General features: G+C 65.8%; 20 protein-coding genes, 1 tRNA gene and 1 pseudogene. 10 read left to right on the top strand and 12 right to left on the bottom strand.

The window, feature by feature from the left end; translation table 11 throughout:
• Window positions 1-852 carry a hypothetical protein gene (locus CE453_RS10110; RefSeq protein WP_089174472.1) on the top strand — a complete coding sequence of 284 codons (852 nt, stop codon included), beginning with the start codon at window positions 1-3 and terminating at the stop codon, window positions 850-852.
• On the opposite strand, the gene CE453_RS10105 is transcribed toward CE453_RS10110, so the two are convergent.
• Complete coding sequence (locus CE453_RS10105; protein ID WP_157732976.1) at window positions 832-1,935, bottom strand: AAA family ATPase; 1,104 nt, start codon at window positions 1,933-1,935, stop codon at window positions 832-834. The two genes, CE453_RS10110 and CE453_RS10105, sit on opposite strands and share 21 nt — an antisense overlap.
• A gap of 179 nt (window positions 1,936-2,114) precedes the next feature.
• Between CE453_RS10105 and CE453_RS10100 the strand changes: the two genes are divergently transcribed.
• From CE453_RS10100 to CE453_RS29615, 3 genes and pseudogenes are all read left to right on the top strand, one after another.
• Window positions 2,115-3,137, top strand: a complete 1,023-nt coding sequence (locus CE453_RS10100) for a hypothetical protein (RefSeq protein WP_089174470.1) — start codon at window positions 2,115-2,117, stop codon at window positions 3,135-3,137.
• An 89-nt stretch (window positions 3,138-3,226) separates the two neighbouring features.
• The gene (locus CE453_RS10095) at window positions 3,227-3,442 is read left to right on the top strand and encodes a hypothetical protein (protein WP_089174469.1); all 216 of its coding nucleotides are present in this window, start codon (window positions 3,227-3,229) and stop codon (window positions 3,440-3,442) included.
• Between the two features lie 72 nt (window positions 3,443-3,514).
• Window positions 3,515-4,633 (top strand): annotated as a pseudogene (locus CE453_RS29615) (recombinase family protein); the annotation flags it as partial.
• 513 nt (window positions 4,634-5,146) lie between these two features.
• On the opposite strand, the gene CE453_RS10075 reads toward CE453_RS29615, so the two are convergent.
• The 3 genes from CE453_RS10075 to CE453_RS10065 all read right to left on the bottom strand — a co-directional run bounded on the left by CE453_RS10075 (window position 5,147) and on the right by CE453_RS10065 (window position 8,443).
• Window positions 5,147-5,222 (bottom strand) — tRNA-Ile (locus tag CE453_RS10075).
• Between the two features lie 122 nt (window positions 5,223-5,344).
• A complete protein-coding gene (locus CE453_RS10070; protein ID WP_198302307.1) occupies window positions 5,345-7,753 on the bottom strand; it encodes a methyl-accepting chemotaxis protein in 2,409 nt (802 codons plus the stop codon).
• Between the two features lie 270 nt (window positions 7,754-8,023).
• Window positions 8,024-8,443: an acyl-CoA thioesterase gene (locus tag CE453_RS10065; protein WP_089174466.1), complete on the bottom strand. Its 420-nt coding sequence runs from the start codon at window positions 8,441-8,443 to the stop codon at window positions 8,024-8,026.
• A gap of 138 nt (window positions 8,444-8,581) precedes the next feature.
• Here CE453_RS10065 and CE453_RS10060 point away from each other — a divergent pair, with 138 nt between their 5' ends.
• Complete coding sequence (locus CE453_RS10060; RefSeq protein WP_089177814.1) at window positions 8,582-8,995, top strand: VOC family protein; 414 nt, start codon at window positions 8,582-8,584, stop codon at window positions 8,993-8,995.
• On the opposite strand, the gene CE453_RS10055 is transcribed toward CE453_RS10060, so the two are convergent.
• Window positions 8,977-10,230 (bottom strand): MFS transporter, encoded by a 1,254-nt coding sequence (locus tag CE453_RS10055; protein WP_089174465.1) that lies wholly within the window; start codon window positions 10,228-10,230, stop codon window positions 8,977-8,979. The genes CE453_RS10060 and CE453_RS10055 overlap by 19 nt on opposite strands.
• Before the next feature lie 195 nt (window positions 10,231-10,425).
• On the opposite strand from CE453_RS10055, the gene CE453_RS10050 reads away from it, so the two are divergent.
• Window positions 10,426-11,451, top strand: a complete 1,026-nt coding sequence (locus CE453_RS10050; protein WP_089174464.1) for a 2-dehydropantoate 2-reductase — start codon at window positions 10,426-10,428, stop codon at window positions 11,449-11,451.
• A 57-nt stretch (window positions 11,452-11,508) separates the two neighbouring features.
• Here CE453_RS10050 and CE453_RS10045 read toward each other — a convergent pair whose 3' ends face one another.
• A complete protein-coding gene (locus CE453_RS10045) occupies window positions 11,509-11,796 on the bottom strand; it encodes an HlyU family transcriptional regulator (protein ID WP_089174463.1) in 288 nt (95 codons plus the stop codon).
• 202 nt (window positions 11,797-11,998) lie between these two features.
• Here CE453_RS10045 and CE453_RS10040 point away from each other — a divergent pair, with 202 nt between their 5' ends.
• Together CE453_RS10040 and CE453_RS10035 are read left to right on the top strand one after the other, a co-directional pair.
• Complete coding sequence (locus CE453_RS10040) at window positions 11,999-12,331, top strand: hypothetical protein (RefSeq protein ID WP_089174462.1); 333 nt, start codon at window positions 11,999-12,001, stop codon at window positions 12,329-12,331.
• A 149-nt stretch (window positions 12,332-12,480) separates the two neighbouring features.
• Window positions 12,481-12,732 (top strand): DUF2798 domain-containing protein, encoded by a 252-nt coding sequence (locus tag CE453_RS10035; RefSeq protein ID WP_089174461.1) that lies wholly within the window; start codon window positions 12,481-12,483, stop codon window positions 12,730-12,732.
• 3 nt (window positions 12,733-12,735) lie between these two features.
• Here CE453_RS10035 and CE453_RS10030 read toward each other — a convergent pair whose 3' ends face one another.
• The 6 genes from CE453_RS10030 to CE453_RS10005 all read right to left on the bottom strand — a co-directional run bounded on the left by CE453_RS10030 (window position 12,736) and on the right by CE453_RS10005 (window position 19,316).
• Window positions 12,736-13,158: a secondary thiamine-phosphate synthase enzyme YjbQ gene (locus CE453_RS10030; protein ID WP_089177813.1), complete on the bottom strand. Its 423-nt coding sequence runs from the start codon at window positions 13,156-13,158 to the stop codon at window positions 12,736-12,738.
• 10 nt (window positions 13,159-13,168) lie between these two features.
• Window positions 13,169-13,780: a LysE family translocator gene (locus CE453_RS10025; protein WP_089174460.1), complete on the bottom strand. Its 612-nt coding sequence runs from the start codon at window positions 13,778-13,780 to the stop codon at window positions 13,169-13,171.
• 98 nt (window positions 13,781-13,878) lie between these two features.
• Window positions 13,879-14,424, bottom strand: coding sequence for a T6SS effector amidase Tae4 family protein (locus CE453_RS10020; RefSeq protein WP_089174459.1), 546 nt, complete (start codon window positions 14,422-14,424; stop codon window positions 13,879-13,881).
• A gap of 205 nt (window positions 14,425-14,629) precedes the next feature.
• The gene (gene rpoD / locus CE453_RS10015) at window positions 14,630-16,645 is read right to left on the bottom strand and encodes an RNA polymerase sigma factor RpoD (RefSeq protein WP_089174458.1); all 2,016 of its coding nucleotides are present in this window, start codon (window positions 16,643-16,645) and stop codon (window positions 14,630-14,632) included.
• Window positions 16,646-16,848: 203 nt separating this feature from the next.
• The gene (gene dnaG, locus CE453_RS10010) at window positions 16,849-18,747 is read right to left on the bottom strand and encodes a DNA primase (RefSeq protein ID WP_089174457.1); all 1,899 of its coding nucleotides are present in this window, start codon (window positions 18,745-18,747) and stop codon (window positions 16,849-16,851) included.
• A 107-nt stretch (window positions 18,748-18,854) separates the two neighbouring features.
• On the bottom strand, window positions 18,855-19,316 hold the full coding sequence (locus CE453_RS10005; RefSeq protein ID WP_089174456.1) for a GatB/YqeY domain-containing protein: 462 nt from the start codon (window positions 19,314-19,316) through the stop codon (window positions 18,855-18,857).
• Window positions 19,317-19,483: 167 nt separating this feature from the next.
• Between CE453_RS10005 and carA the strand changes: the two genes are divergently transcribed.
• Entirely contained in the window at window positions 19,484-20,692 is a 1,209-nt protein-coding gene (gene carA / locus CE453_RS10000) for a glutamine-hydrolyzing carbamoyl-phosphate synthase small subunit (RefSeq protein ID WP_089174455.1), read from the top strand.
• A gap of 27 nt (window positions 20,693-20,719) precedes the next feature.
• Window positions 20,720-21,049: an NIPSNAP family protein gene (locus CE453_RS09995; protein ID WP_089174454.1), complete on the top strand. Its 330-nt coding sequence runs from the start codon at window positions 20,720-20,722 to the stop codon at window positions 21,047-21,049.
• Window positions 21,050-21,209: the final 160 nt, after the last annotated feature.

Here is a 21,209-nt window from a genome sequence, read left to right as displayed (position 1 = left end):
ATGACGACGACCACCATGCCGGGCCCGCCCATGCTGCCCCTCCGCAGGATCCAACCCATCGGCAGCGCCGCTGCCGTCACCTGCTACCTCAAGACCCAGTGGCCGCGGATCGGCGGCCCGGGCATCCGCCCGCTCCCCGACACCGCCTTCACCGACCCGGCCTTCCTCGAACGCTATCAGCCCGGCCTCTGGATCTATCCCTATCTCGCCTGCTGCGGCGCCGACTTCGACAGGCCCGATCTGGCGAGCGGTCTCAAGAGCGTCGCCGACAGCCTGCACATGCCGATCTACAAGCTCTCGGCGACCGAGCTCGCCGATCCGCGCCGCAGGCTCGGCGCTCTGAACCGGATGCGCTACGCCTCCCATGTCCTGAAACCCGGTGGCTACGAACGGGAGCCGGGCTTCCAGGACTGGACGTTCCAGCAGTTCCTGCCGCGCCGCGAGCCCCTCCCCGGTTCGCCGGTCAGCCTCGACGGCCACCTCTTCGCGCTGCGCCGCCCCCACGACCTGAGCAAACGCGTCTTCGAGAAGCTGCTGCATCACCGGATGCGAAACGCCAGCCTCAACGGCTTCCTCCTGACGCCGGCCGGGCGTGAGCACTGCGCCACGCTCGGCCTCGTGCCCGAGGAGCAGCAGCGCTGGACGAACTACCGCTTCGGTCGCACCACGCGCATCGACAAGGCTGAGGAACTCTACATCTTCCGTCCCGATGGCGAGGATTCCGACAGGCTCCTCATCATCCTCGAACGCATCATCCATGACTGGGTCATGGGTAAGATCGCTCGCCCGCCCGGCAACTGGCGTGACCGTAGCCAGTACTCCAGGCGCTCCTCAGCGACCCGAGTGGCGTAGCCTCTCCCTCCGCTCGCGCTCCATCATCCGCTTGTAGTCGTTCGGCGAGGACGACCGCGGACGATCCTGAGGCTTCTGACCGTTCTGAGCATTCGGAGTGTTCTGAGCGCCATGAGCATCCCCACCACCGTTGGCTGCGTCCAGCCGTGCCGGATCGGCGTATAATCCCCACCCCGCCTTGACGACCTCACCGTTGCCGAACATCTCGCCCAACATCTTGCTGACGGCATTGACGGTTTGGCCGGTCTGGGCCGCAATCGCGATGGCGCCCAAAGGCGACGGACTTGCCTGCAGAATCGAGCGAATGCGGTCCCGTTCGGGATGCCTGTCGACCGCACGCGGCTTGGCCAGGCGCCAGACGCGCGCGAGAGGATCGAACGCAATCTCGCGCGAGATTTCCTCGATATCGCGTCCCTGGGCGAGAAGCCGCGTGCCGCCACGGCCCTTGTCCAAGACAATGTTCGTGTCGGGCACGCCGAGGAATCCGGCTGAGCCCGTGATCCGCTCGAACGGGTCCCCGCCCCCGGATTTGCGCAGGTGATGAACCAGGATGATGCCGATCTGCCGGTCGCGCGCGAGATCATGCAGTTTGGTCAGATCGCGATAATCCTGCTGATAGCCGGCCTGCGAGCCGATCGGGCGAAATTTCTGGAAGACGTCGATGACGATCAGGCGAGCACCCTCGGTCGCCGCGACCCACCGGTCCAGTCGCCCGAGCCCGTCGAAATCCATCCCCATCGGCCCCGTCTCAAAAAACAGGTTGGCCGGCCAGGCTGGGCCGGTCCCAAGCATCTGCTCGAGCCGGCCGCGAAGACGCCGGTCGTTGTCCTCAAGAGCAAGGTACAAAACCGCGCCCTTCGCGCAGCGATGAGCATTTTCGTCGAGAACGGCGGTGCCTCTCGCGACCGACAGCGCGATGTCGAGGCTTAGCCAGCTCTTGCCCACCTTCGGCGCGCCGGCCAGCACCGTCAGCCCCGGAGGAATGAGACCATCGACGATGAACTGCAGCGGCGCGAAATCCCGCCCCTTAAGTTCATGAGCACTGAAGGGGCCCTGGCCGGCCCCTGCCTTCGACTGTGTCATGCGTGCCGGCCTCTCCCAAGTCTTCAGTAGGAGCATCCCGAGCAGCGCTGAAGATCGAGCCCGAATATTCGGTCAAATTGAAACGATCTCGCTCGAACGTAGCGGCAACGGCAGGCATCTCCGTGCTCATCCCAACGTCGTGTAGAATCCAGCGTGTGATTCGTGTGTGGAGTTGCGTCATGGGCGTACTGGAGTTCTGGGGAACCATCCCTCGGCTAGCGCCGGATTTTCTGCGAAGAACCGGCCAGGTCGAGCATTTCGTCAAGGTCCACTTCCAACCGCCGGATCGAGCCAGTCCGGATCCTTATGCCGGCGGCGGATCGGGCAAGAGACCGAGGACCAAGCTCGAGAACGAGCTTGACGACGTCCAGGCCTGTCTGATCGCCGATCTGGAATGCGTCGTGAAGGCGCTCAAGGCCGTCGAGGCGCGCCAGCAGGCCGACAAGAACCGCAAAGCAGCCCCACGGACTCTCGGAGAAGTGCTGAATTCGGCAGCACCGGGCCCCTCCTCTATCGGCACGTTACTGACGAAGGGGCGCCGGTCTGTCCGCCAGCGTCACGCAGGATACCATCCGGCCTATCAGGGCTATCTGGTTCCGATGAAAGCCGCACGGCTCGCAGCGGTGAATGACGCCGATGGCCTGCGGGCTCTAGTTTCGTCCCATGTCACCGCCATCGACCTCGTCGGCCGAGCACGAAATGCCGCTCAGGCGACCGCAGAAGGCATGCGGACGACATTCGTCGAGGTCAACAAAAACAAGCGCCGGACAGATGAGACCATCTCTCGCGATGTGCTGGACCGCTTGCCGCGTCTCTCTATCACGGAGATGACGCAGTTTTCCTTTGGCAGCGGCATCAACGCGTCCCGCATCTGGCAGTGCTATCACGGCGCCCCGGCGACGATCGACTACCATCGCGTGTTCGATCTCGCCGTGTTCGCCGGACGGCTGTCACGCGGGGAGCCAGCCGTAATTACCGGGGATCTGGTGCGATATTTTCTCGCCCATCGCACCGATCCGAATATCCGGCGGTGGTGGAGGGTTCTGCTCTTCCCCAACACCATCCTGGTCCATGACGCGATCGAATGGATTTGTGCGCAGATCGATCAGACCTACGGTCTCGCCGCTTTCACCGGCAGTCTGGTCCTGTGCGACAGGCCGGGGGAGAGCAGGACCTTTCGCTTGCCCCCTCTCGCACCCTGACGTCGCGAGAAGTGCCCGGTCCCAATTAGATTCATGTCGGCGGCGATGCCGAACAGCCAGCCTCCCGCTCCTCGACAGGAGCGGCGGACGTGGGCAAGCGGGGTGAAAAAGGACGGAGAAAGGAGGTCCGGACCAGAGGTTCAGGCGGCCGCCCTTCGCTGTCCCCCGCATTCATCGCTGGGGAGGCCCTCCCCGATCGGGAGATCATCCTCGAAAAGATAGACGCCGGCTTCATCGGCACGGAGGAGCTCGACGCGCTCGAGCAGTATTTCGGCGACATCGTCATGCAGGTACTCGGCCGATGATCTAACCCCATAACAAGGCTTTATCCCGGCGAATTCGACATTAGATGCCCTGAACACCCGATAGGATCGAACATGGCCCGCCGCCGACGCACTGCTTCAGAAGACGCTCCGAGCGGCCCCGACCGGGTCGTGCTCTATATTCGCGTTTCCACCGACAAGCAGGCCGAGAACCGGCTCTCGCTCGAGGAGCAGGAGCTCCAGATGCGCGACCATTGCGAACGTCAGGGCTGGACGGTGGTCGGGCTCTATTGCGATGCCGGGGAAAGCGCGAGTTCTCTGCAGCGCCCCGAATTCCAGAAGATGCTGGCACGCTGCCTGGACGGGACGCGCTCCATCGACGCCGTCCTGGTGCACTCGATATCGAGGGCGTTCCGCAATCTCCTGGACCAGGAGCGGACCGTGCTCGATCTCAAATCGCACGGCATCGCCACGCGCTCCATGACCGAGAACATCGTTGCGCGCGATGGCGGCAAACTGATGCGACTGGCACTGGGATTCGCGAACGAACTCAAATCCCATGACGCTCATGTCGGCACCATGCGGGGCATGTCCGCGACCGCCAGACTCGGCTTTTCGAACGGAGGGACCGCCCCGTTCGGTTATCGCTCCGTCGCGGCCGAAACGATCGGCCGGACAACAAAGCGTAAGCTCGAGATCGACCCCGTCGAAGCGGACATCGTCCGTCTCGTCTTTCGTCTCGCGCTCGAAGGCGACGGCTCGTCGGGCCCTATGGGTGTGCGCAACATCGTCCAGTACCTCAATGCTGCCGGATATCGCACCCGCAGGGGTGGCGAATTCTATCACAGCACCATTCACGAGATGCTGCTTCGCAAAGCCTATGCCGGCGACGGTTCCTGGAACGTCTTCGACAAGCATGGCAATCAGAACCCTGATCGCGAGATCGTCGATTACAAGGTGCCTGCGATCATCGATAGCGAAGCCTACGACGCCGTGCAGGCTCAGCTGGGCGAGCGGCAACCGAGTCGCCGGGGTCCCCGTTTGGACAGCGCCCCGTCTCTCTTCGGCGGGCTGATCCACTGCGGATGCTGCAAGAGGGCCATGTCGCCGTCCAGCGGCACCGGGCGTCATGGCAAGATCTACTACTATTACAAATGCGCCGGCTCCATCAACAAAGGGGCCGGAGCGTGCAGGAACAAGCCGGTAGGGCGAGGTTTGGCAGAAGCCCGCGTCATGAGCGAGCTGGTGCAATGGCTGACCACGCCGGATCGCCTCGCCGGCATTCTGGCTGCCCTGCATGAGCGCAAGGCCTCGAAACAGCAATCGGTCATCGTGCGCATCGCTCAGCTGCAGCGGGAAGCCGCAGAGGCGGAGAAAGCGCTGCAAAACGTCTATGCCGCGATAGAAGCCAGTATCCTCGATCCCACCGAACCTTCACTTCAGAGCCGTGTGAGGAGCTTACGGGAGAAGCGGGACCTCGCCTCGGCCGCACTCGAGCGCGCCAAGGCTACTATGGTCGAACAACCCGCTCTCGATTCTCAAATTGTGGAAACCTTCCGCCGGGCGCTCGTCGAGCGTCTCTCCGATGGGCCGATCGAAGGACGCAAGGCCTGGCTCAGCGCCATCGTCGACGCCATCGTAGTCGAGCCTGGGAACATCCGCGTTATCGGCAAGAACGACAATTTCGAGAAGAACTTGCGCAGCCACGCCGCCGGCCGAGGGCCGGTTCGCAGTTCTGTTCGGAAGTGGTGGGCCGGGCCGGACTCGAACCGGCACCGGCGCTGTTATGAGCAGCGAGCTCTAACCATTGAGCTACCGGCCCGCCCCTCGCCTAGCATCGCCATCCCCCGGCAGGCAAGCGTCGCGAAACTCCGATCCGAAACGGAAAGAGGCCCCGCGGCATGACCGCAGGGCCTCTTCGTTCAGTCTAAAATCGGAGTTGCGTCAGGCCGCTTCGGAGAAGGCCTGCTTCCCGCCATGGCCGCCGGCATGCCCTTCCCGGAACTGGAAGCGGGCGATGTGCTCGGTCAGGGCGCGCGTCTGCTCGTCGGTGAGCGCCAGCGCGGCGTTCGTCTCTTCCACCAGCGCCGCATTCTGATGCGCCATGGTGCCGATGCCGTCGATCTCGGTGTTGATCGTCGAGACGTCGCTGGCCTGGCTCTTCGCCGTCTGGGCGATGCCATTCATCAGCTTGGTCAATTCGTTCACCGAACCCATGATCGCGCCGAACATCGCCGAGGTCTCCTCAACCAGCCCGACGCCGACCCGGACATCGCCATGCGCCGCCTCGACCAGCTTCTTGACGTCGTTGGAGGCATCGGCCGAGCGCTTGGCGAGGCTGCGCACCTCGGTCGCGACCACGGCGAAACCCTTGCCGGCGTCGCCGGCGCGCGCCGCCTCGACCGCGGCGTTGAGCGCCAGCAGATTGGTCTGGAAGGCGATCTCGTCGATCATCGCGATGACCTCGGAGATCTTGCTGGACGACTGGCGGATGCGCTGCATCGCTTCCAGCGCGGAGGCGACGACCTTCTCGCCCTGCTGCGCACGCTCCTCGGCGCCCTGCGCCATACCGGTCGCCTGCGCCGCCTCGCTCGCGGTCTTCTTCACCGTGCCGGCGAAGGCGCCGAGCTGGTTCGTCGCCATCGAGACGGCGTTGCTCTCCTCGCTGGTCCGCTCGGCGAGATCCGTGACGCCGTCGAGGATCTCGCTGGTGGCGCTGCGTACGGCCGAGACGGTCTCGGAGAGGCGCGCCAGCGTGCCCTCGAACTCGTCGGCGAGCGCGTTAGTGCCGTCCTTCAGTTCGGCGAAGGCGCCCTGATAGATGCCCTCGATGCGGGCCGAGAGATGGCCGGCGGAGAGCTCGGCGAGCACATCGCAGGTCTCCAGCAGGCCGGTCTGCACGGTCTCGAGCAGGGTGTTGACCGATTCCGCCAGCGCATTGAGCTCGGCATCGGCGAACTGCGCGGCGACACGCTGCGTGAAATCGCCGGCGGCAGCGGCGGCCACGACGACGCCGAAGGCCTCGCCCAGCTCCTGCATCATCTGGCGGCGCTGCTCCTGCGCCCGCTTCTGATCCTCGACCTTGGCCTCCTCGGCGGCGCGCAGCGCAACCGCGTTGTCGCGGAACAGGAGCACGCTCTTCGAGATGTCCGAGATCTCGTCATTGCCCTTGGTATCGACGGTCGTTTCGAGCGCGCCGTCGGCGATCGCCTTCGTCGCGGCCCACAGCCGGTTCAGGCGGCCCACGATCATCGGCCGAACGTAGAAGAAGCCGAGCGCCAGCGCGATCAGCAGGGAGCCGGCACCGATGCCGCCGAGCCAGAGCCGGCTCTGCTCGATCAGCGTGGTGGTCGAGGCACCGGCAGCTTCCGCCCCGGTGCGCGCCGAGGTGACGAGCTCGCCCACCTCGCGGCGCACCGCGTCGGCCGCTTGCTGCGTCTCCTTGAGACCGGCCTGGATCGCAGCCCGCGTCGCCAGGTCGCGGTCGCGGATCGCGATCAGGCTGTCATTGCCTTCGCCGAGCGCGATCACGGCATTCACCGCATCGACGCGCGCCGGATTGGCCTGCAGCTTCTCCGCCTGCGCGAGGAAACCGCGCACCTGGCTGAGCGTCGCGGCGAAGCGGGCCTTGCCGGTGTCGAGCGCGGCGCGGTTCTCGATCTGCGAGATCTCGCGCAACAGACCGACCATCTCGCTGATCTGAAGCTGCAGGGCCTGGGCGGTCTGCAACGCCGCCAGATCCTTGTCGATGATATTGGCCAGTGCCTCCTCGACCTCCTTGCCGGTGAGCTGGGTCGCGCTGGCGATGTTCATCTTGACGTTGAACTGGGCGTCGCCCGTCTCGAAATCGGCGAGTGCGGTGAAACCTTCCCGGGCCTTGGACAGCTTCTCCAGCGCCTTGGTCTGCTCGGCCGCGTTGCGCAGCCGGTCGCCAGTCAGGTCGTTGATGTCGTTGATCTGACGGGAGAGGCCGTCGATCGCCTGCTGCGCCTTCGCCTGGTCGACCTTGCCCTGCTGGCTGATGCGCCGCAGCAGGTCCATCTGCCGCCCCTCGACCTTGTCGAGATCGGCCGTCAGCGCCGAGCGCTCCTGAACGTTCTCGATCTCGCTGAAGCGGGCGGCCAGCGCCGTCGACTGGGTGGCCGCCTGCGACAGCTCGAGCGCCAGCTCCACCACCGGCATCTTCTGGGTGACGAGATCGCCTACCGTCGCATCGACGCGGTTATACGAAAACCACGCGACCGAGGATGAAACCAGGGTCAGCGCCGTCAGCGTGCCCAGTGCCGCGTAGATCCGGGCAGCGATGCCGATCCGCCTCGGCTTGCGCTCACGCGCGGGTCTGGCTTTCGTCATGAAGTCGTACTCCGGGAAACACGCAACACAGGAGAAGGATTTCAGAAACGGAGGCCTGGTCCGGCAGGTGTCGCCGCGGCGCATTCGGCACAGAATCCCCTGCCCGCCCGGCCGGAGGGGCCTGTTGGCAGGTAGGCCTGGCGAAATCGGACGGACATGCGTTCACCCCGGACCGGTTTTCCGGTCTTGTCGGGGCGCACTATCGCCGGGTGCTTTTAAAGAACGCTTAAAGTGGATTCTTTTGAATCACCGCGCGGGCAAGTGGCTTCATCAGCCGTTAGGATTTTCCGCCGGACGCGGCACTGGCCGCGGCCTCCCTTCCTCGTCGATGGCCACGAACGCGAAGGTCGCCTCCGTGACCTTCTCATGCAGCGTCGTGCGGAAGCGCTTGGCCCAGGCCTCGACATGGATGCGCATCGAAGTCCGGCCGACCGACTCGATCTCGGTATAGACGCTGAGCACGTCGCCGACCTTGACCGGGCGGATGAAGCTCATGGCCTCGACCGCAACGGTGACGACGCGCCCCTGCGCCCGGTCGACCCCCGCGATGCCGCCGGCCTGGTCCATCCGCGACATCACCCAGCCGCCGAAGATGTCGCCATTGGCGTTGGTGTCCCCGGGCATGGCGCTGGTGCGCACGGTGAGTTCGCCGCGCGGCTGTTCTTCCGGTGCATCGACTTCTTGGCTCATGGTCGTCTCGTCGCCTCCGGAGCAGGAATCCGAGCGCGATGATGGCGGGCGTCGTCGCACCCGGCAAGCGGCAGATGCTTTGCCGATCGTGCCGCAATCAGCGAGAATGCCCTCGCGATCTCGTGTCGGAGCATGGCCATGCCCAACCAGAAGCCGCTGATCATCATCTCGCTGCGCTATCTCGACGGCCCGCGCATGATTGACTGGCTGGTCGAGGCCTTCGGCTTCGAGAAGCATGCCGCCCACTATTCGGAGAACGGCAAGACGCTGCTCCATGGCGAGCTGCGCATGGGCGACTGCTTCGTCATGCTCGGCTCGTCCGAAGGCAACGAGTTCGGCAAGCTCGTCTCGCGCCCGGCAGAGCTCGGCGGCACCACCGCCTCGCCCTATATCGCAACCGACGATATCGACGCCCGCTGCGAACGCGCACGCAAGGCTGGCGCCGAGATCTGCATGGAGCCGCGCGACCAGCCTTATGGCAGCCGCGACTTCATCTGCCGCGACCCCGAGGGCCACCTCTGGTGCTTCGGCACCTATCGCCCGGCGACCTGAACCGCCTGCTCGGGTTTCGCCCGCGTCCGCAGCATCAGCCAGGAGACGATGCTGATGTTGATCAGGTTCCAGGCGAGCCCGTTGAGGAAGGCCATGCGGTAGGAGCTGAAATAATCGAAGATCACGCCGGAGAGATAGCCGCCGACCGCCATGCCCAGCACGGTCACGGACATGACGAGCCCGATCCGCACCCCCGCCTGCCGCGCCGGTAGATATTCGCGGATGACGACGGCATACATCGGCACGATGCCGCCCTGGAACAGACCGAACAGGCCGCTGACGATGTAGAGCGACGAGAGGCCGTCGAACCAGAGATAGAGGAAGAGCGCCACACCCTGCATCAGCGAGCCGAGCAGCAGCGTGGCAGTGCCGCCGATCCGGTCGGCGACGAAACCGGAGCCGATGCGGCTGACGATGCCGAGCAGCATCATCAGCGAGAGCATCTCGGCGCCACGCGCCACCCCATAGCCGAGGTCGCCGCAATAGGCGACGATGTGGACCTGCGGCATCGCCATCGCGACGCAGCAGGCGAAACCGGCGACGCAGAGCAGTGCTTGCAACTGGTTGGCGCTGAGGCCGAGATCGCTGCGCGCGCCGGCGCTGTGGCTGTCGGCATGGGCGAGCACCGCCGCCGCCGGCTGGCGGCGGAAGAACGGCGCCAGCGGCAGCATCACGACCAGCGCGACGACGGCAATGCCGAAATGGGTCATGCGCCAGCCATGATGGGCGAGACCCCAGGTGATGATCTGCGGCCAGACCACGCCGGCGAGATAGCTGCCGGACGCGCCGCAGACCACGGCAAGCCCGCGATGCTTGCGGAACCAGTGCGAGAGATCGGAAATCAGCGGCGAAAAACCAGCGCCGGTACCGAAGCCGATCAACAAGCCGTGCGCCAGCGCGAACTGCCAGAGCGAGTGGGACAGGCCGGCGGCGACATAACCGGCGGCAAGCAACAGCGCACCCATCACGATCGGCACCATGATGCCGTAGCGATCGGCGATGCGTCCCATCACGATATTGCCGGCGCCGAAGCCCAGCATGGCGAAGGTATAGGGCAGCGAGGCGCCGGAGCGCAGCGTATCGAATTCGCCCTGCATCGCCGGCAGCACCACGACCACCGACCAGGAGCCGACGCAGGCGACAGTGCCGACCACCAGCGCAACCGCCAGCCGCAGCCAGGCATAGGGGGAATCGGGCTCGTAGCGGCCGGCGGCGCGAAGGGAACCTTGGGTCATGCGTCCTCGATAGCCGGTTCTGATGCGGCCTGCTGGCAGGATTAGCAGCAACCGGTCCTGGCACAAGCGCAGACGGCACAGCCCCGCCGCGCGCCAGGCAACGGACCGGCAAGGCGCCGGAGACGCGCTGCGCTCACCCGGCTTGACCCTCACCGGCAGCGGCGGAGAATGCCACGGGCTCGGGAGCGCCCGCTCATGACGAGGATCTGCATCTACGGGGCCGGCTCCGTCGGCTGCTATATCGGCGGGCGCCTCCTCGCCGCGGGTGCCGACATCCGGTTCGTCGGCCGAGCTGCGGTAGGCGCGGCGCTACGCGAGCACGGCCTTGCGCTCTCGCATTACAACGGCCACCGCTGGTCCATTCCGCCCGCGGCGATCGCCTTCGCGACCGACCCGGCCGCCGCGGCCGATGCCGATCTCCTTCTTCTCACTGTGAAGTCGGGAGGCACGGCCGCCGCCGCGGCCGAGCTTGCGCCCCTGCTGCGCACCGACGCCACGGTCCTCAGCTTCCAGAATGGCGTCGGAAACGGTCATGTTCTGCGCGCCGGGCTGACACAAACGGTGCTGGACGGGATGGTGCCGTTCAACATCATCAGCCCCGCACCAGGTCACTTTCACCAGGCTTCCGAAGGCACCCTTGCCTTGCAGGCAAGCCCTCCCGGCGAGCCCGACCTGTCGGCATTTCAGCAGGCCGCGCTCCCGCTCGAACGCCATGCCGACATGGCTCCGGTCCAATGGGCAAAACTGCTCCTCAACCTCAACAACGCGATCAATGCGCTCGCTGACAAGCCGCTGCGGGAAGAGCTGTCAGAGCGTAGCTACCGTCGCTGCCTCGCGCTGGCGCAGCGCGAGGCTCTGCGTGTCATGCGGCGTGCCGGCATCGCGCCGGCGCGTTTGACGCCGTTGCCTGCCGGCTGGATTCCGGCGCTGCTCGCGCTGCCCGACGCCGCCTTCTCGCCGCTGGCCGGACGCATGCTCGCGATCGACCCCGCGGCGCGATCCTCGATGTCGGACGATCTCGCCGCCGGACGCCCGACGGAGATCGACTGGATCAATGGCGAGATCGTCAGGCTCGCCAACCGGCTCGGCGGCGAGGCTCCCGTCAATGCGAAGCTCTGCGCCCTCGTCCATATGGCAGAGAAAACCACGCCCAGGCGGCGATGGGCAGCGAACGCCCTGCTCGCGGAACTGCACGCGGTCACGGGCGCCGCCGCCTTCTGATCGGCTGGCCCGGATGTCGCGATAGCTTCGGGCCGAAAAGCGGGTCCGGCGCGCCACTCAGCGGAAGATGCGCTCGCCTTCCATGTCGACGATCTGCTGGCCCTTGGTCAGGGTGAAATCGGCGGCCTCCGCCTGCCCCGGGAAACGGTCGGCACGGATGAAGCGATGGCTCTTCGTCTCACCGTCGATCACCTTCTCGATGATGCCGCAGAGCTGATATTGCCCGCCTTCCTGATAGGGCGTGGCATGGATGGTGAAGCCATTGTGCTCGATGCTCTTGACCGGCCCGGCCGGCTTGTCCTCGGCCGGCTTGCCACCACCGAACAGCGATTTGAAGAAAGACATGAAACCTCCGCGCTCCTCCCGCCTGATATAGGCCAGCTCCCCTGCCGAGGGGAACCTTGTTTGCGCCGGTTGCGAAGCCGCCTTCCTTCTCATGCCCCGCTTGAACCGCGCCTGGGGCTTCCCACATCAAATACATCCAGGGCGGCCGCAAGGCTTCCCTAGAGTTCCCGCCCAGCGGCCGCCCCCGGAAAGGGAGGTAGCCATGACGCATGCCGGTTTCGTCTTCGCCAGATTTTTGGTCGTCGCGGGGCTGGCCGCCGTGCTTCCGGCCGCCCCCGTCTTCGCGCAGCAACCTGCCCCGCGCGGCCCTCCCTGCGCCGAACGTTCTCATGTCGCCGAACGGCTCCACGAGAGCTATGGCGAGCGTGTGGTCGGCGGTGGACTGGCGGAGAGCGGCGTGCTGTTCGAGCTCTATGTCGGGCCCTCCGGCTCTTGGACGCTGCTCGCCACGACACCGGGCGGCATGAGCTGTCTCGTCGGTGCCGGTGAGGCCTGGGAACCGCTGCCGACGCCGGAATCCTACGCAGGGCGGTAGGCCGGCTTGGCAACGCCAGCGCGATCGATTATGCAGCTGCTATCGGGCGCCGAGCCCGTTCGTAAGCGTCTCACGTCAGGCAACGCATCCTCCCCGGCCCGGCCGTCAGGATGCGCATCGGATGGCCTGCCGCTTACGAAAGCACTCCCATGTCAAATTCCATTTTCCGCCGCCTCCCGGCCCGCTATGGCGCGGTCGTGATGCCGTTCATCCTGTCCGTGATGATGACCTTCGTCGTCTCGGGCATCTCGACCGTGAAGGCGCTCGGCCTCAACGGCGAGCTGCTGCGGATCTGGCCCGTCTCCTGGGCGCTGTCCTGGCTCGTCGCCTTTCCGACGCTGATCCTGATCCTGCCGCTTGTCCGGCGGCTGGTCGCGCTCCTCGTCGCCCCGCCCGCCTGAGCTTCAGGCGGCGAGATGCGCCACCACTTCGCGCCGATGCGGCGCCTGGCGATGCTCGAACAGGTAGATGCCTTGCCAGGTGCCGAGCGCGAGCCGGCCGCCCATCACCGGGATCGACAGTGAAACCGGCGTCAGCGCAGCCTTGATATGGGCCGGCATGTCGTCCGGCCCCTCGGCGCGATGGACGAGGTAGCCCATCGCCGAATCATCGGCGGACGGCACCAGCCGGCGGAAGAACGCGTCGAGGTCGCGCTGCACGTCGGGGTCGGCATTCTCCTGGATCAGCAGCGAGCAGGAGGTGTGCCGCACGAACAGCGTCAGCAGCCCCTCCGGCTCGCCGCCAGCGCGGGCGAAGGCCGCGGCGCGGTCCGTGAACTCGTAGAGCCCCGGTCCGCGCGTCTCGATGGTGAGGATCGTCTGGCGCAGCATGGCCGCGTCAGCGCTCGGTCAGTGCGAGCTTCGCGCCGAGTGCCACGAAGGCCGCCGCGAAGCTGCGCCTCAGCCAGGCCATCACGGCCGGGCGGCTGACGACCTTGTCGCGCATCGCCGCCGCGAACAGCCCGTAGAGCGCGAAGACGATGAAGGTCATCGCCATGAACACGCCTGATAGCTCCAGCATGCGCGCCAGCGGATGGGCCTCCTCCGCTGCGATGAACTGCGGCAGGAAGGCGACGAAGAAGATCGAGAGCTTCGGATTGAGCAGGTTGACGGCGATGCCGTCGCGCAGCATGCGCCAGGCCGAGCGGGGATCCGCCTTGGTCTCGACCTTCAGCGCGCCATGTTCCTTCAGCGTCTGCCAGGCCATGAAGAGCAGATAGGCGACGCCCGCATATTTCACGACGGCGAAGGCGAGCGCGCTGGCATGCAGCACCGCCGCGATCCCCATCAACGCCGCCATCAGATGCGGCACGATGCCGAGCGTGCAGGCGAGCGCCGCGATGACGCTTGCCCGGGGGCCCCGCGTCAGCCCTGCGGCGATGGTGTAGAGCGCGCCGGTCCCCGGCGAAGCGACGATGATGAGCGAGGTGAGCAGGAACTCGATCGACATGAAGAGGAGGCCTCCCGAACCGCTTGCCGATCCAGCAAGCCCGCTTCCACCGTCGAGATCAAGCTCCCCGTTTCAGGAGTGTGGCGGCCTCCAGCCGGCTAGCGGGCCTGCCAGAAATAAAGCTGTCCCTCATGGTTGTTGCCCGAGATCATCAATCCCTCCGCCACCATGGCAGCCCCGTTGAACAGGTCCCAATGGTCACCGGTCGTCCTTTGCAGGAAGGGAAACGAGAACCGCTTGTCGCCGGGCGTCTGGTAGCAGTTCTCCAGATAGAGCACGCCCTTCTTGCCGATGACCGACTTGGCGACCTGGTTGGACACACCCTGTACGTCTGGCTTCCCATAGGCGCGCAGCACACGCGGCAGCAATTCCGACGCCCGGATGAAGAACTGCGCGCTGAGCGTGCGCGGGGCGCCACCGAAGGCGACGGGAACCGGAGCGCCAGGCAGAGCGGGGGCCGACGAGAACGAGGCCTTCGCGCCCGTAAGGCTGGCGACGGTCGCATCGTCCTCCGACGGCGTCAGCCGCAAGGTGTAGCCCATGCAGATGGCGCAGCGGTTCGTCGCCTCCCCGATCGCGGTCTTGGCCCAGGGGCGAATGGTGGCGAAGCGCTCCTCCAGCGCCGAATAGGCAAAAGGCAGCATAAAAATCTCCGGAACGATCGAGAGACCATGAGGCTTGGAGCGCCGGGCTCCCCAGTCTGAAACTGGCGGGTCCGAAGGCCCGAAGCATCATCCGATCGTGGGATGGTCGTGCCGCCAACGCCGAAAGACGGCTTCTGCCGGAGCCACCCGTCACAGGGCGCAACATGCAGCAACAAAAAAGGGCGCCGGAAGCGCCCTTTTCATCTCAGTTGTCCAGGAAGCTCCTGAGCTTCCGTGAGCGGCTCGGATGCTTCAGCTTGCGCAGCGCCTTCGCCTCGATCTGGCGGATGCGCTCGCGGGTAACGCTGAACTGCTGGCCAACCTCTTCGAGCGTGTGGTCGGTGTTCATGCCAATGCCGAAGCGCATGCGTAGCACGCGCTCCTCGCGCGGCGTGAGCGAAGCCAGCACACGCGTCGTCGTTTCGCGAAGATTGCTCTGGATCGCCGCGTCGATCGGCAGGATCGCGTTCTTGTCCTCGATGAAGTCGCCGAGATGCGAATCTTCCTCGTCGCCGATCGGCGTCTCGAGCGAGATCGGCTCCTTCGCGATCTTCAGGACCTTGCGAACCTTCTCCAACGGCATGGCCAGCTTCTCGGCAAGCTCCTCCGGGGTCGGTTCGCGGCCGATCTCGTGCAGCATCTGGCGCGAGGTCCGCACGATCTTGTTGATCGTCTCGATCATGTGGACCGGGATGCGGATGGTGCGGGCCTGGTCGGCGATCGAGCGCGTGATCGCCTGCCGGATCCACCAGGTCGCGTAGGTCGAGAACTTGTAGCCGCGACGGTACTCGAACTTGTCGACCGCCTTCATCAGGCCGATATTGCCTTCCTGGATCAGGTCGAGGAACTGCAGGCCGCGATTCGTGTACTTCTTGGCGATCGAGATCACGAGACGCAGGTTCGCCTCGATCATCTCCTTCTTCGCCTGCCGTGCCTCGCGCTCGCCCTTCTGGACCATCAGCACGATCTTGCGGAATTCCTGGATCTCCAGGCCCGTCTCGGAGGCGAGCGTGTGCACCTCCTCGCGCAGCTGCTTGATCCGCTCCAGCTCCGCCGCGACGAATTCCTTCCAGCCGCGCGAGCCGAGCTTGGAGACGCGCAGAACCCATTTCGGGTCGAGCTCGCCGCCGACATGCTGCTTGAGGAAGTCGTCGCGCGCCACGCCATAGCTCTCGGCGAGACGCAGCAGGCGCGTCTCGTGGCCGATCAGGCGCTTGTTGATGTCGTAGAGCTGCTCGACGAGCGCCTCGATGCGGTTGTTGTTGAGCGAGAGCGACTTCACCGCGGTGATGATGTCGTCCTTGAGCTTCTTGTATTTGCGATCCTGCGAGGGCGAGAGCTTGGTATTCTCCAGCCGGTTGGCGATGTCCTGGTCCTGCAGGCGGCGCAGCTTCTTGTAGTCGTCGGCGATGGCGTTGAAGGTTTCGAGCACGCGCGGCTTCAGCTCGGACTCCATGGCCGAGAGCGACACGTTGTTCTCCATGTCGTCATCGTCCATGTCCGGCGGGGTCTCCCCCTCCGCAGTCTCGGACTGCTCGGCCTCCTCGGCTCCCTCCTCGCCGGCGACCGCGTCAGGGTTCTTGCCGTCGGGGCCGGCATAGGTCGCTTCCAGGTCGATGATGTCGCGCAGCAGCACCTTGCCGTCGACGAGCTCGTCGCGCCAGATGATGATGGCCTGGAAGGTCAGCGGGCTCTCGCAAAGCCCGGCAATCATCGCTTCGCGACCGGCCTCGATCCGCTTGGCGATGGCGATTTCGCCCTCGCGGGAGAGAAGCTCCACCGAGCCCATCTCGCGCAGATACATCCGCACCGGATCGTCGGTGCGCTCGCTCGGCTCGAGATTGCGCTTGGTCTCGGTCGGCAGGGTCTGGCGCGAGGCCTCGACCAGATCGCCGCCCTCGACCTCGTCCTCGTCGGCGGCGCCGTTTTCCTTGCGGTTGGCGCGCTCTTCGCCGGCGGCCTCCGGGTCCTCGTTGTCGACGACGTTGATGCCCTGCTCGCTGAGCTGGCCGAGCACGTCCTCGATCTGCTCGGAGGAGAACTCCTCCGACGGCAGGACCTCGTTCAGTTCGTCATAGGTGACATAGCCGCGCTTCTTCGCGAGCTTGATCATCCGCCTTACGGCCTGATCGGTCAGGTCGAGCAACGGGCCGTCAGTAGTCGGGGGGGCATCCGGCACGACCTGATCGGTCTTTTCCCGTTCGCTCGCTTTCGTCGCCATCAATCAGCGCTCCGCACTCGCGCGTCGTCCTGGGGCACGAAAGCCCCTGATACCGACGCATAAAAGGGCGGCGCGACCGCAGGCCCGGCGCGCTCACCCACCCAAATCACTCACCTGCAGATGGCACCGAACGTCGTTGACGAATCGTGAACCACCCTGCAGCTTGCGCGCGCATCGGACGGCTCCCGCCATTCGCTGGGCTATCAATCCTCGGACATGGCCTCAGTGCCTTCGATGGTCTCGAGGCGGGCCTTCACGTCCTTGATCCAGGCGAAATTGGCTTCGGTCGCTTCGTCAGCCAATGCGCGCTCGGCTGCTCTCAACTCGCTATTTAGCGTTCGCGCGCGATGATGCAAGACGAGAGCCTGATGAATCGAGTCGAAAACCGATTCAGGATCAGCATCTTGCGCAAGTTTGCGCCGCTCCGCAGGCCCCGTCACCGCCATGAGCTGGTTATACGCCTCCCGCACCCGCGGCTGGGCGAGGCGATTCGCCAGCGTCTCACGGTCGAGTGCATCTTCCACCGCATCGAGCAAGGCCTGCCGCAGGCGCTCCGCCGCCGGGCCATCGAGCGACAACTCCGCGATCTCGTCGACGCAGCGCAGAATGAGGTCGGGATGGCTCGCCAGCGCCAGCAGGATGAAGGCCTCGCGAGCATCCTCTCCGCGCAGCTTCGTCACCAGCCGTGACTGGGTCAGCGCGCTCGACGCCCTGAGCGGGCCGGCGAGCCAGGGCGGAGCCTGCCGGAAACCACCGCGACCCGGCCCCACCCCGCCACGCCCGCGCTGGAAATTGCCATCGCGGCCACCACGCTCCGAGCGTGCCGGGGCGGAGCTGGCGAAAAGCTGCGCCAGCCGCTCGTCCATCTCGCGGCGATAATGCTTGCGCGTGGTCTCGTCCCGGATCTGTCCGAGCGGCTCTTTCAACCGCCGCTCGAAGGCGGCGCGGCGCTCCGGTGTATCGAGCGGGCCGGCCTCGACCTCGCGCTGCCAGAGCATGTCGACCAGCGGGCGCGCCGCGGCGACCACCTCGGCGATCGCCTGCCGCCCACCGGAGCGGGCGAGGTCGTCCGGGTCCTGCCCGTCGGGCAGCAGCGCGAAGGAAAGCGACTTGCCCGGCTCCAGCAGCGGCAGAGCGAGATCGATGGCACGGCTCGCCGCCTTGCGGCCCGCCTTGTCGCCGTCGAGGCAGATCACCGGCTCGTCGGCCATGCGCCAGAGCAAACCGAGCTGGTCTTCCGTCAGGGCCGTGCCAAGCGGTGCCACCGTCTGGGGATAACCGGACAGCGACATCGCGATGACGTCGACATAGCCCTCCACCACGATCACCTGCCCGGTGTCGTGCGAGGCCTTGCGGGCATTGTGGTGGTTGAACAGCAGATGGCCCTTGTGAAAGAGCGGCGTCTCCGGCGAGTTCAGATACTTCGCCGCAACCTCCGAACTCATTGCCCGGCCGCCAAAGGCGACGACGCGGCCACGCGCATCGTGGATCGGGAACATCACGCGGTCGCGGAAGCGGTCATAGGGCACGGCGATCTCCTCGCCATGCACCAGAAGCCCCGCCTCCATCATCAGCTCGGCCGGGACGCCCCTCCCCGCCAGATGGTCGCGTAGCGCGAAGCGATCAGCCGGGCCATAGCCGAGGCGGAAGCGCGTGCGCGCCTCGCCGTCGAGGCCGCGCGAGGCGAGATAACGCCGCGCCGGCCCGCCGCGCTCAGCCATCAACTCGGCCTCGAAGAATTTCGCGGCAAGCTCGACGACCTCGTGCAGGCCCTTGCGCTTCTCTTCCTGGACCTGCGCCTCCTGCGTGATCCTCGGCAGCATCACGCCGGCTTCCGCCGCGAGCTTCTCGACCGCCTCGGGGAAGGAAAGCCCCTCGGTCTCCATCACGAACTTGAAGATGTCGCCGTTCTTGCCGGACGAGAAATCGAAGAAGGATGCCTTCTGGTCGTTGACGAAGAAGGAAGCCGTCTTTTCGGCGTTGAAGGGCGAGAGTCCCTTCCATTCGCGCCCAGCCTTCTGCAGGCGCACGCGTTTGCCCACGACCGCCGAGACAGGCAGCCGCGCCTTGATTTCCTCAAGGACGGAGGGCGGGAACTTCATTGATCTTATGTGGACCTGCAAAGGCCGAAAGCCAACCGCCGATCATGCTGGCGGCTGGCTTTCAACTGTGATTCACAGAGGCTGGGGCGATGGTGTCCCCGCGTTGCTCAACCGCCGAGCGCCGCCTTCACCATCGGGCTGGCCTTGCCGAAATCCATCTGGCCAGCATAGGCGGCGCGGAGCACGCCGATGACCTTGCCCATATCCTTGACGGCGGTCGCGCCAGTCTCGGCGATGGCCTTGTCGATCGCGGCCTTCACCTCATCGTCGGACATCTGCTTCGGGAGATAGGAAGAGATCACCGCAACCTCGGCACGCTCGCCCTCGGCGAGCTCGGGACGGCCGTTGGCGTCGTAGATCGCGATCGATTCCTGGCGCTGCTTGATCATCTTCTGCAGCACGCCGAGAATCTCGTCGGGCGTGGCCTCGCCCTTGCCGGCGCCGCGGGCCTCGATGTCCTTTTCCTTCAGCGCAGCGCTGATCAGGCGGATCGCCGCGACCTTCGCTTTCTCGCCGGCCTTCATCGCTTCCTTCATGTCGGCGGTGAAGCGCTCGCGCAGGCTGGTCATCGTAATCGTCCTTTTCTCTTGCTTCTTTGTCCTGTGCGGCCTGCGCCAACCTTCATTGACGGGCCGCGCCCGGCTCTTTAAGGCTCGCGTTCCAGACCGGCGGAGTGGTTTACCACAATCCCGCCTCCGCATTTTGCCGCTGGCGCGGCCTGGACCGAGACATAGACATGACCGCCACCGAAGGAAACCCCGCCGACAGCGGCTGGACCGAACCGCGCGCGACCGCACTCCTCGTGCTGGCGGACGGCACGGTGCTGGAAGGCTTCGGCCTCGGCGCCGTCGGCGAAGCGCCGGGCGAGGTCTGCTTCAACACCGCGATGACCGGCTATCAGGAAATCCTGACCGACCCGTCCTATGCCGGGCAGATCATCACCTTCACCTTCCCGCATATCGGCAATGTCGGTGTGAACGAGGAGGACACCGAGACGGTGAACGCCGCCGCCTCTTCCGGCGTGCGCGGCTGCGTGCTCCATGCCGCCATCACCGAGCCCTCGAACTGGCGCGCCGGCCGGCATTTCGATGCCTGGTTGAAGGCGCGCAACATCGTCGGCATCTGCGGCGTCGACACGCGCGCGCTGACCGCGCTGATCCGCGACAAGGGCATGCCCAACGCCATCCTCGCCCACAGTCCCGACGGCGTCTTCGACATCGAGCGGCTGAAGAAGCAGGCGGCCGAACTGCCTGACATGGCCGGTCTCGATCTCGTCCCGCTGGTCACTGCCGCGCAGCGTTATGACTGGGACGAGACCCCCTGGGTCTGGCCGGCGGGCTACGGCAAACGCGAAGCGGCGAACTACAAGGTCGTCGCCATCGACTACGGTGTGAAGCGCAACATCCTGCGTCTGCTGGCAAAGGCCGGCTGCGACGTCACGGTGGTGCCTTCGACCGCCTCGGCAGAGGATATCCTTGCGCTGAATCCGGATGGCGTCTTCCTCTCCAACGGCCCGGGCGACCCGGCCGCGACCGGCGAATACGCGGTGCCGGTGATCAAGGAATTGCTCGACAGGAAGGTGCCGACCTTCGGTATCTGCCTCGGCCACCAGATGATGGCGCTCGCCATCGGCGGCCAGACCATGAAGATGAAGCAGGGCCATCACGGCGCCAACCACCCCGTGCAGGACAAGACTACCGGCAAGGTCGAGATTGTCTCGATGAACCACGGCTTCGCCGTCGACCCGTCGACGCTGCCGGAGAACGCGGTCGAGACCCATGTCTCGCTCTTCGACGGCTCGAACAGCGGCATTGCCCTGACCGACCGCCCGGCCTTCAGCGTCCAGCACCATCCGGAGGCCTCGCCCGGTCCGCAGGACAGCCACTATCTCTTCACCCGCTTCATCGAGCTGATGGCGGCAGAGAAGGGCAAGAAGGCGGCCTGACGGCCGCCTCGACGACCGGAGGCGGACATGATCCACCAGTTGCGCATCTACGAGATCTTCGAGCGCAACAAGGCGGCCTTCCATGCCCGCTTCCGCGACCACGCGGCCCGCATCATGGCCCGCCACGGCTTCAGGATCGTCGCGATGTGGGAGACGGCGAGTGCCGGACGCACCGAATTCGCCTATATCCTCGCCTGGCCGGACGTCGAGACGAAGACCAGGAGCTGGACAAGCTTCATGGCCGATCCGGAGTGGAGCGAGATCAAGCGCGTCACCCGGATCGAGCACGGCGACATGGTCGGCGCGATCGAGGACCGTACCCTGACTCCGACCGACTACTCGCCGAAGCTCGATTGACAGCGCGCCGCCCGCGCGCTTTAAGCAGGCCATGACCAGCCTGATGGCCTCGTTCCGCAGCTATTACGCCCCGTCCTCATAGAGGCGGTGGCATTCCCATGCTCAACCGCCGCGCTGGCGGTTGATCTCAGGCTCTCATCCGACATCGCGGCTCCCACCG

It is taken from the genome of Bosea sp. AS-1, assembly GCF_002220095.1.
Classification (GTDB): Bacteria; Pseudomonadota; Alphaproteobacteria; order Rhizobiales; family Beijerinckiaceae; genus Allobosea.
The sequence above is the reverse complement of the archived record's forward strand: the minus strand, read 5'-3'. Positions and strand labels throughout refer to the sequence as shown.

Excerpts from the sequence above, each read along its gene's own strand:
- CE453_RS10055 (WP_089174465.1), bottom strand. The coding sequence starts at position 10,230 with ATGACCCAAGGTTCCCTTCGCGCCGCCGGCCGCTACGAGCCCGATTCC.
- CE453_RS10100 (WP_089174470.1), top strand. The coding sequence starts at position 2,115 with ATGGGCGTACTGGAGTTCTGGGGAACCATCCCTCGGCTAGCGCCGGAT.
- dnaG (WP_089174457.1), bottom strand. The coding sequence starts at position 18,747 with ATGAAGTTCCCGCCCTCCGTCCTTGAGGAAATCAAGGCGCGGCTGCCT.
- carA (WP_089174455.1), top strand. The coding sequence starts at position 19,484 with ATGACCGCCACCGAAGGAAACCCCGCCGACAGCGGCTGGACCGAACCG.
- CE453_RS10070 (WP_198302307.1), bottom strand. The coding sequence starts at position 7,753 with ATGACGAAAGCCAGACCCGCGCGTGAGCGCAAGCCGAGGCGGATCGGC.
- CE453_RS10035 (WP_089174461.1), top strand. The coding sequence starts at position 12,481 with ATGTCAAATTCCATTTTCCGCCGCCTCCCGGCCCGCTATGGCGCGGTC.
- CE453_RS10040 (WP_089174462.1), top strand. The coding sequence starts at position 11,999 with ATGACGCATGCCGGTTTCGTCTTCGCCAGATTTTTGGTCGTCGCGGGG.
- CE453_RS10065 (WP_089174466.1), bottom strand. The coding sequence starts at position 8,443 with ATGAGCCAAGAAGTCGATGCACCGGAAGAACAGCCGCGCGGCGAACTC.
- CE453_RS10005 (WP_089174456.1), bottom strand. The coding sequence starts at position 19,316 with ATGACCAGCCTGCGCGAGCGCTTCACCGCCGACATGAAGGAAGCGATG.
- CE453_RS10060 (WP_089177814.1), top strand. The coding sequence starts at position 8,582 with ATGCCCAACCAGAAGCCGCTGATCATCATCTCGCTGCGCTATCTCGAC.
- rpoD (WP_089174458.1), bottom strand. The coding sequence starts at position 16,645 with ATGGCGACGAAAGCGAGCGAACGGGAAAAGACCGATCAGGTCGTGCCG.
- CE453_RS10050 (WP_089174464.1), top strand. The coding sequence starts at position 10,426 with ATGACGAGGATCTGCATCTACGGGGCCGGCTCCGTCGGCTGCTATATC.
- CE453_RS10105 (WP_157732976.1), bottom strand. The coding sequence starts at position 1,935 with ATGACACAGTCGAAGGCAGGGGCCGGCCAGGGCCCCTTCAGTGCTCAT.
- CE453_RS09995 (WP_089174454.1), top strand. The coding sequence starts at position 20,720 with ATGATCCACCAGTTGCGCATCTACGAGATCTTCGAGCGCAACAAGGCG.
- CE453_RS10045 (WP_089174463.1), bottom strand. The coding sequence starts at position 11,796 with ATGTCTTTCTTCAAATCGCTGTTCGGTGGTGGCAAGCCGGCCGAGGAC.
- CE453_RS10110 (WP_089174472.1), top strand. The coding sequence starts at position 1 with ATGACGACGACCACCATGCCGGGCCCGCCCATGCTGCCCCTCCGCAGG.
- CE453_RS10025 (WP_089174460.1), bottom strand. The coding sequence starts at position 13,780 with ATGTCGATCGAGTTCCTGCTCACCTCGCTCATCATCGTCGCTTCGCCG.
- CE453_RS10020 (WP_089174459.1), bottom strand. The coding sequence starts at position 14,424 with ATGCTGCCTTTTGCCTATTCGGCGCTGGAGGAGCGCTTCGCCACCATT.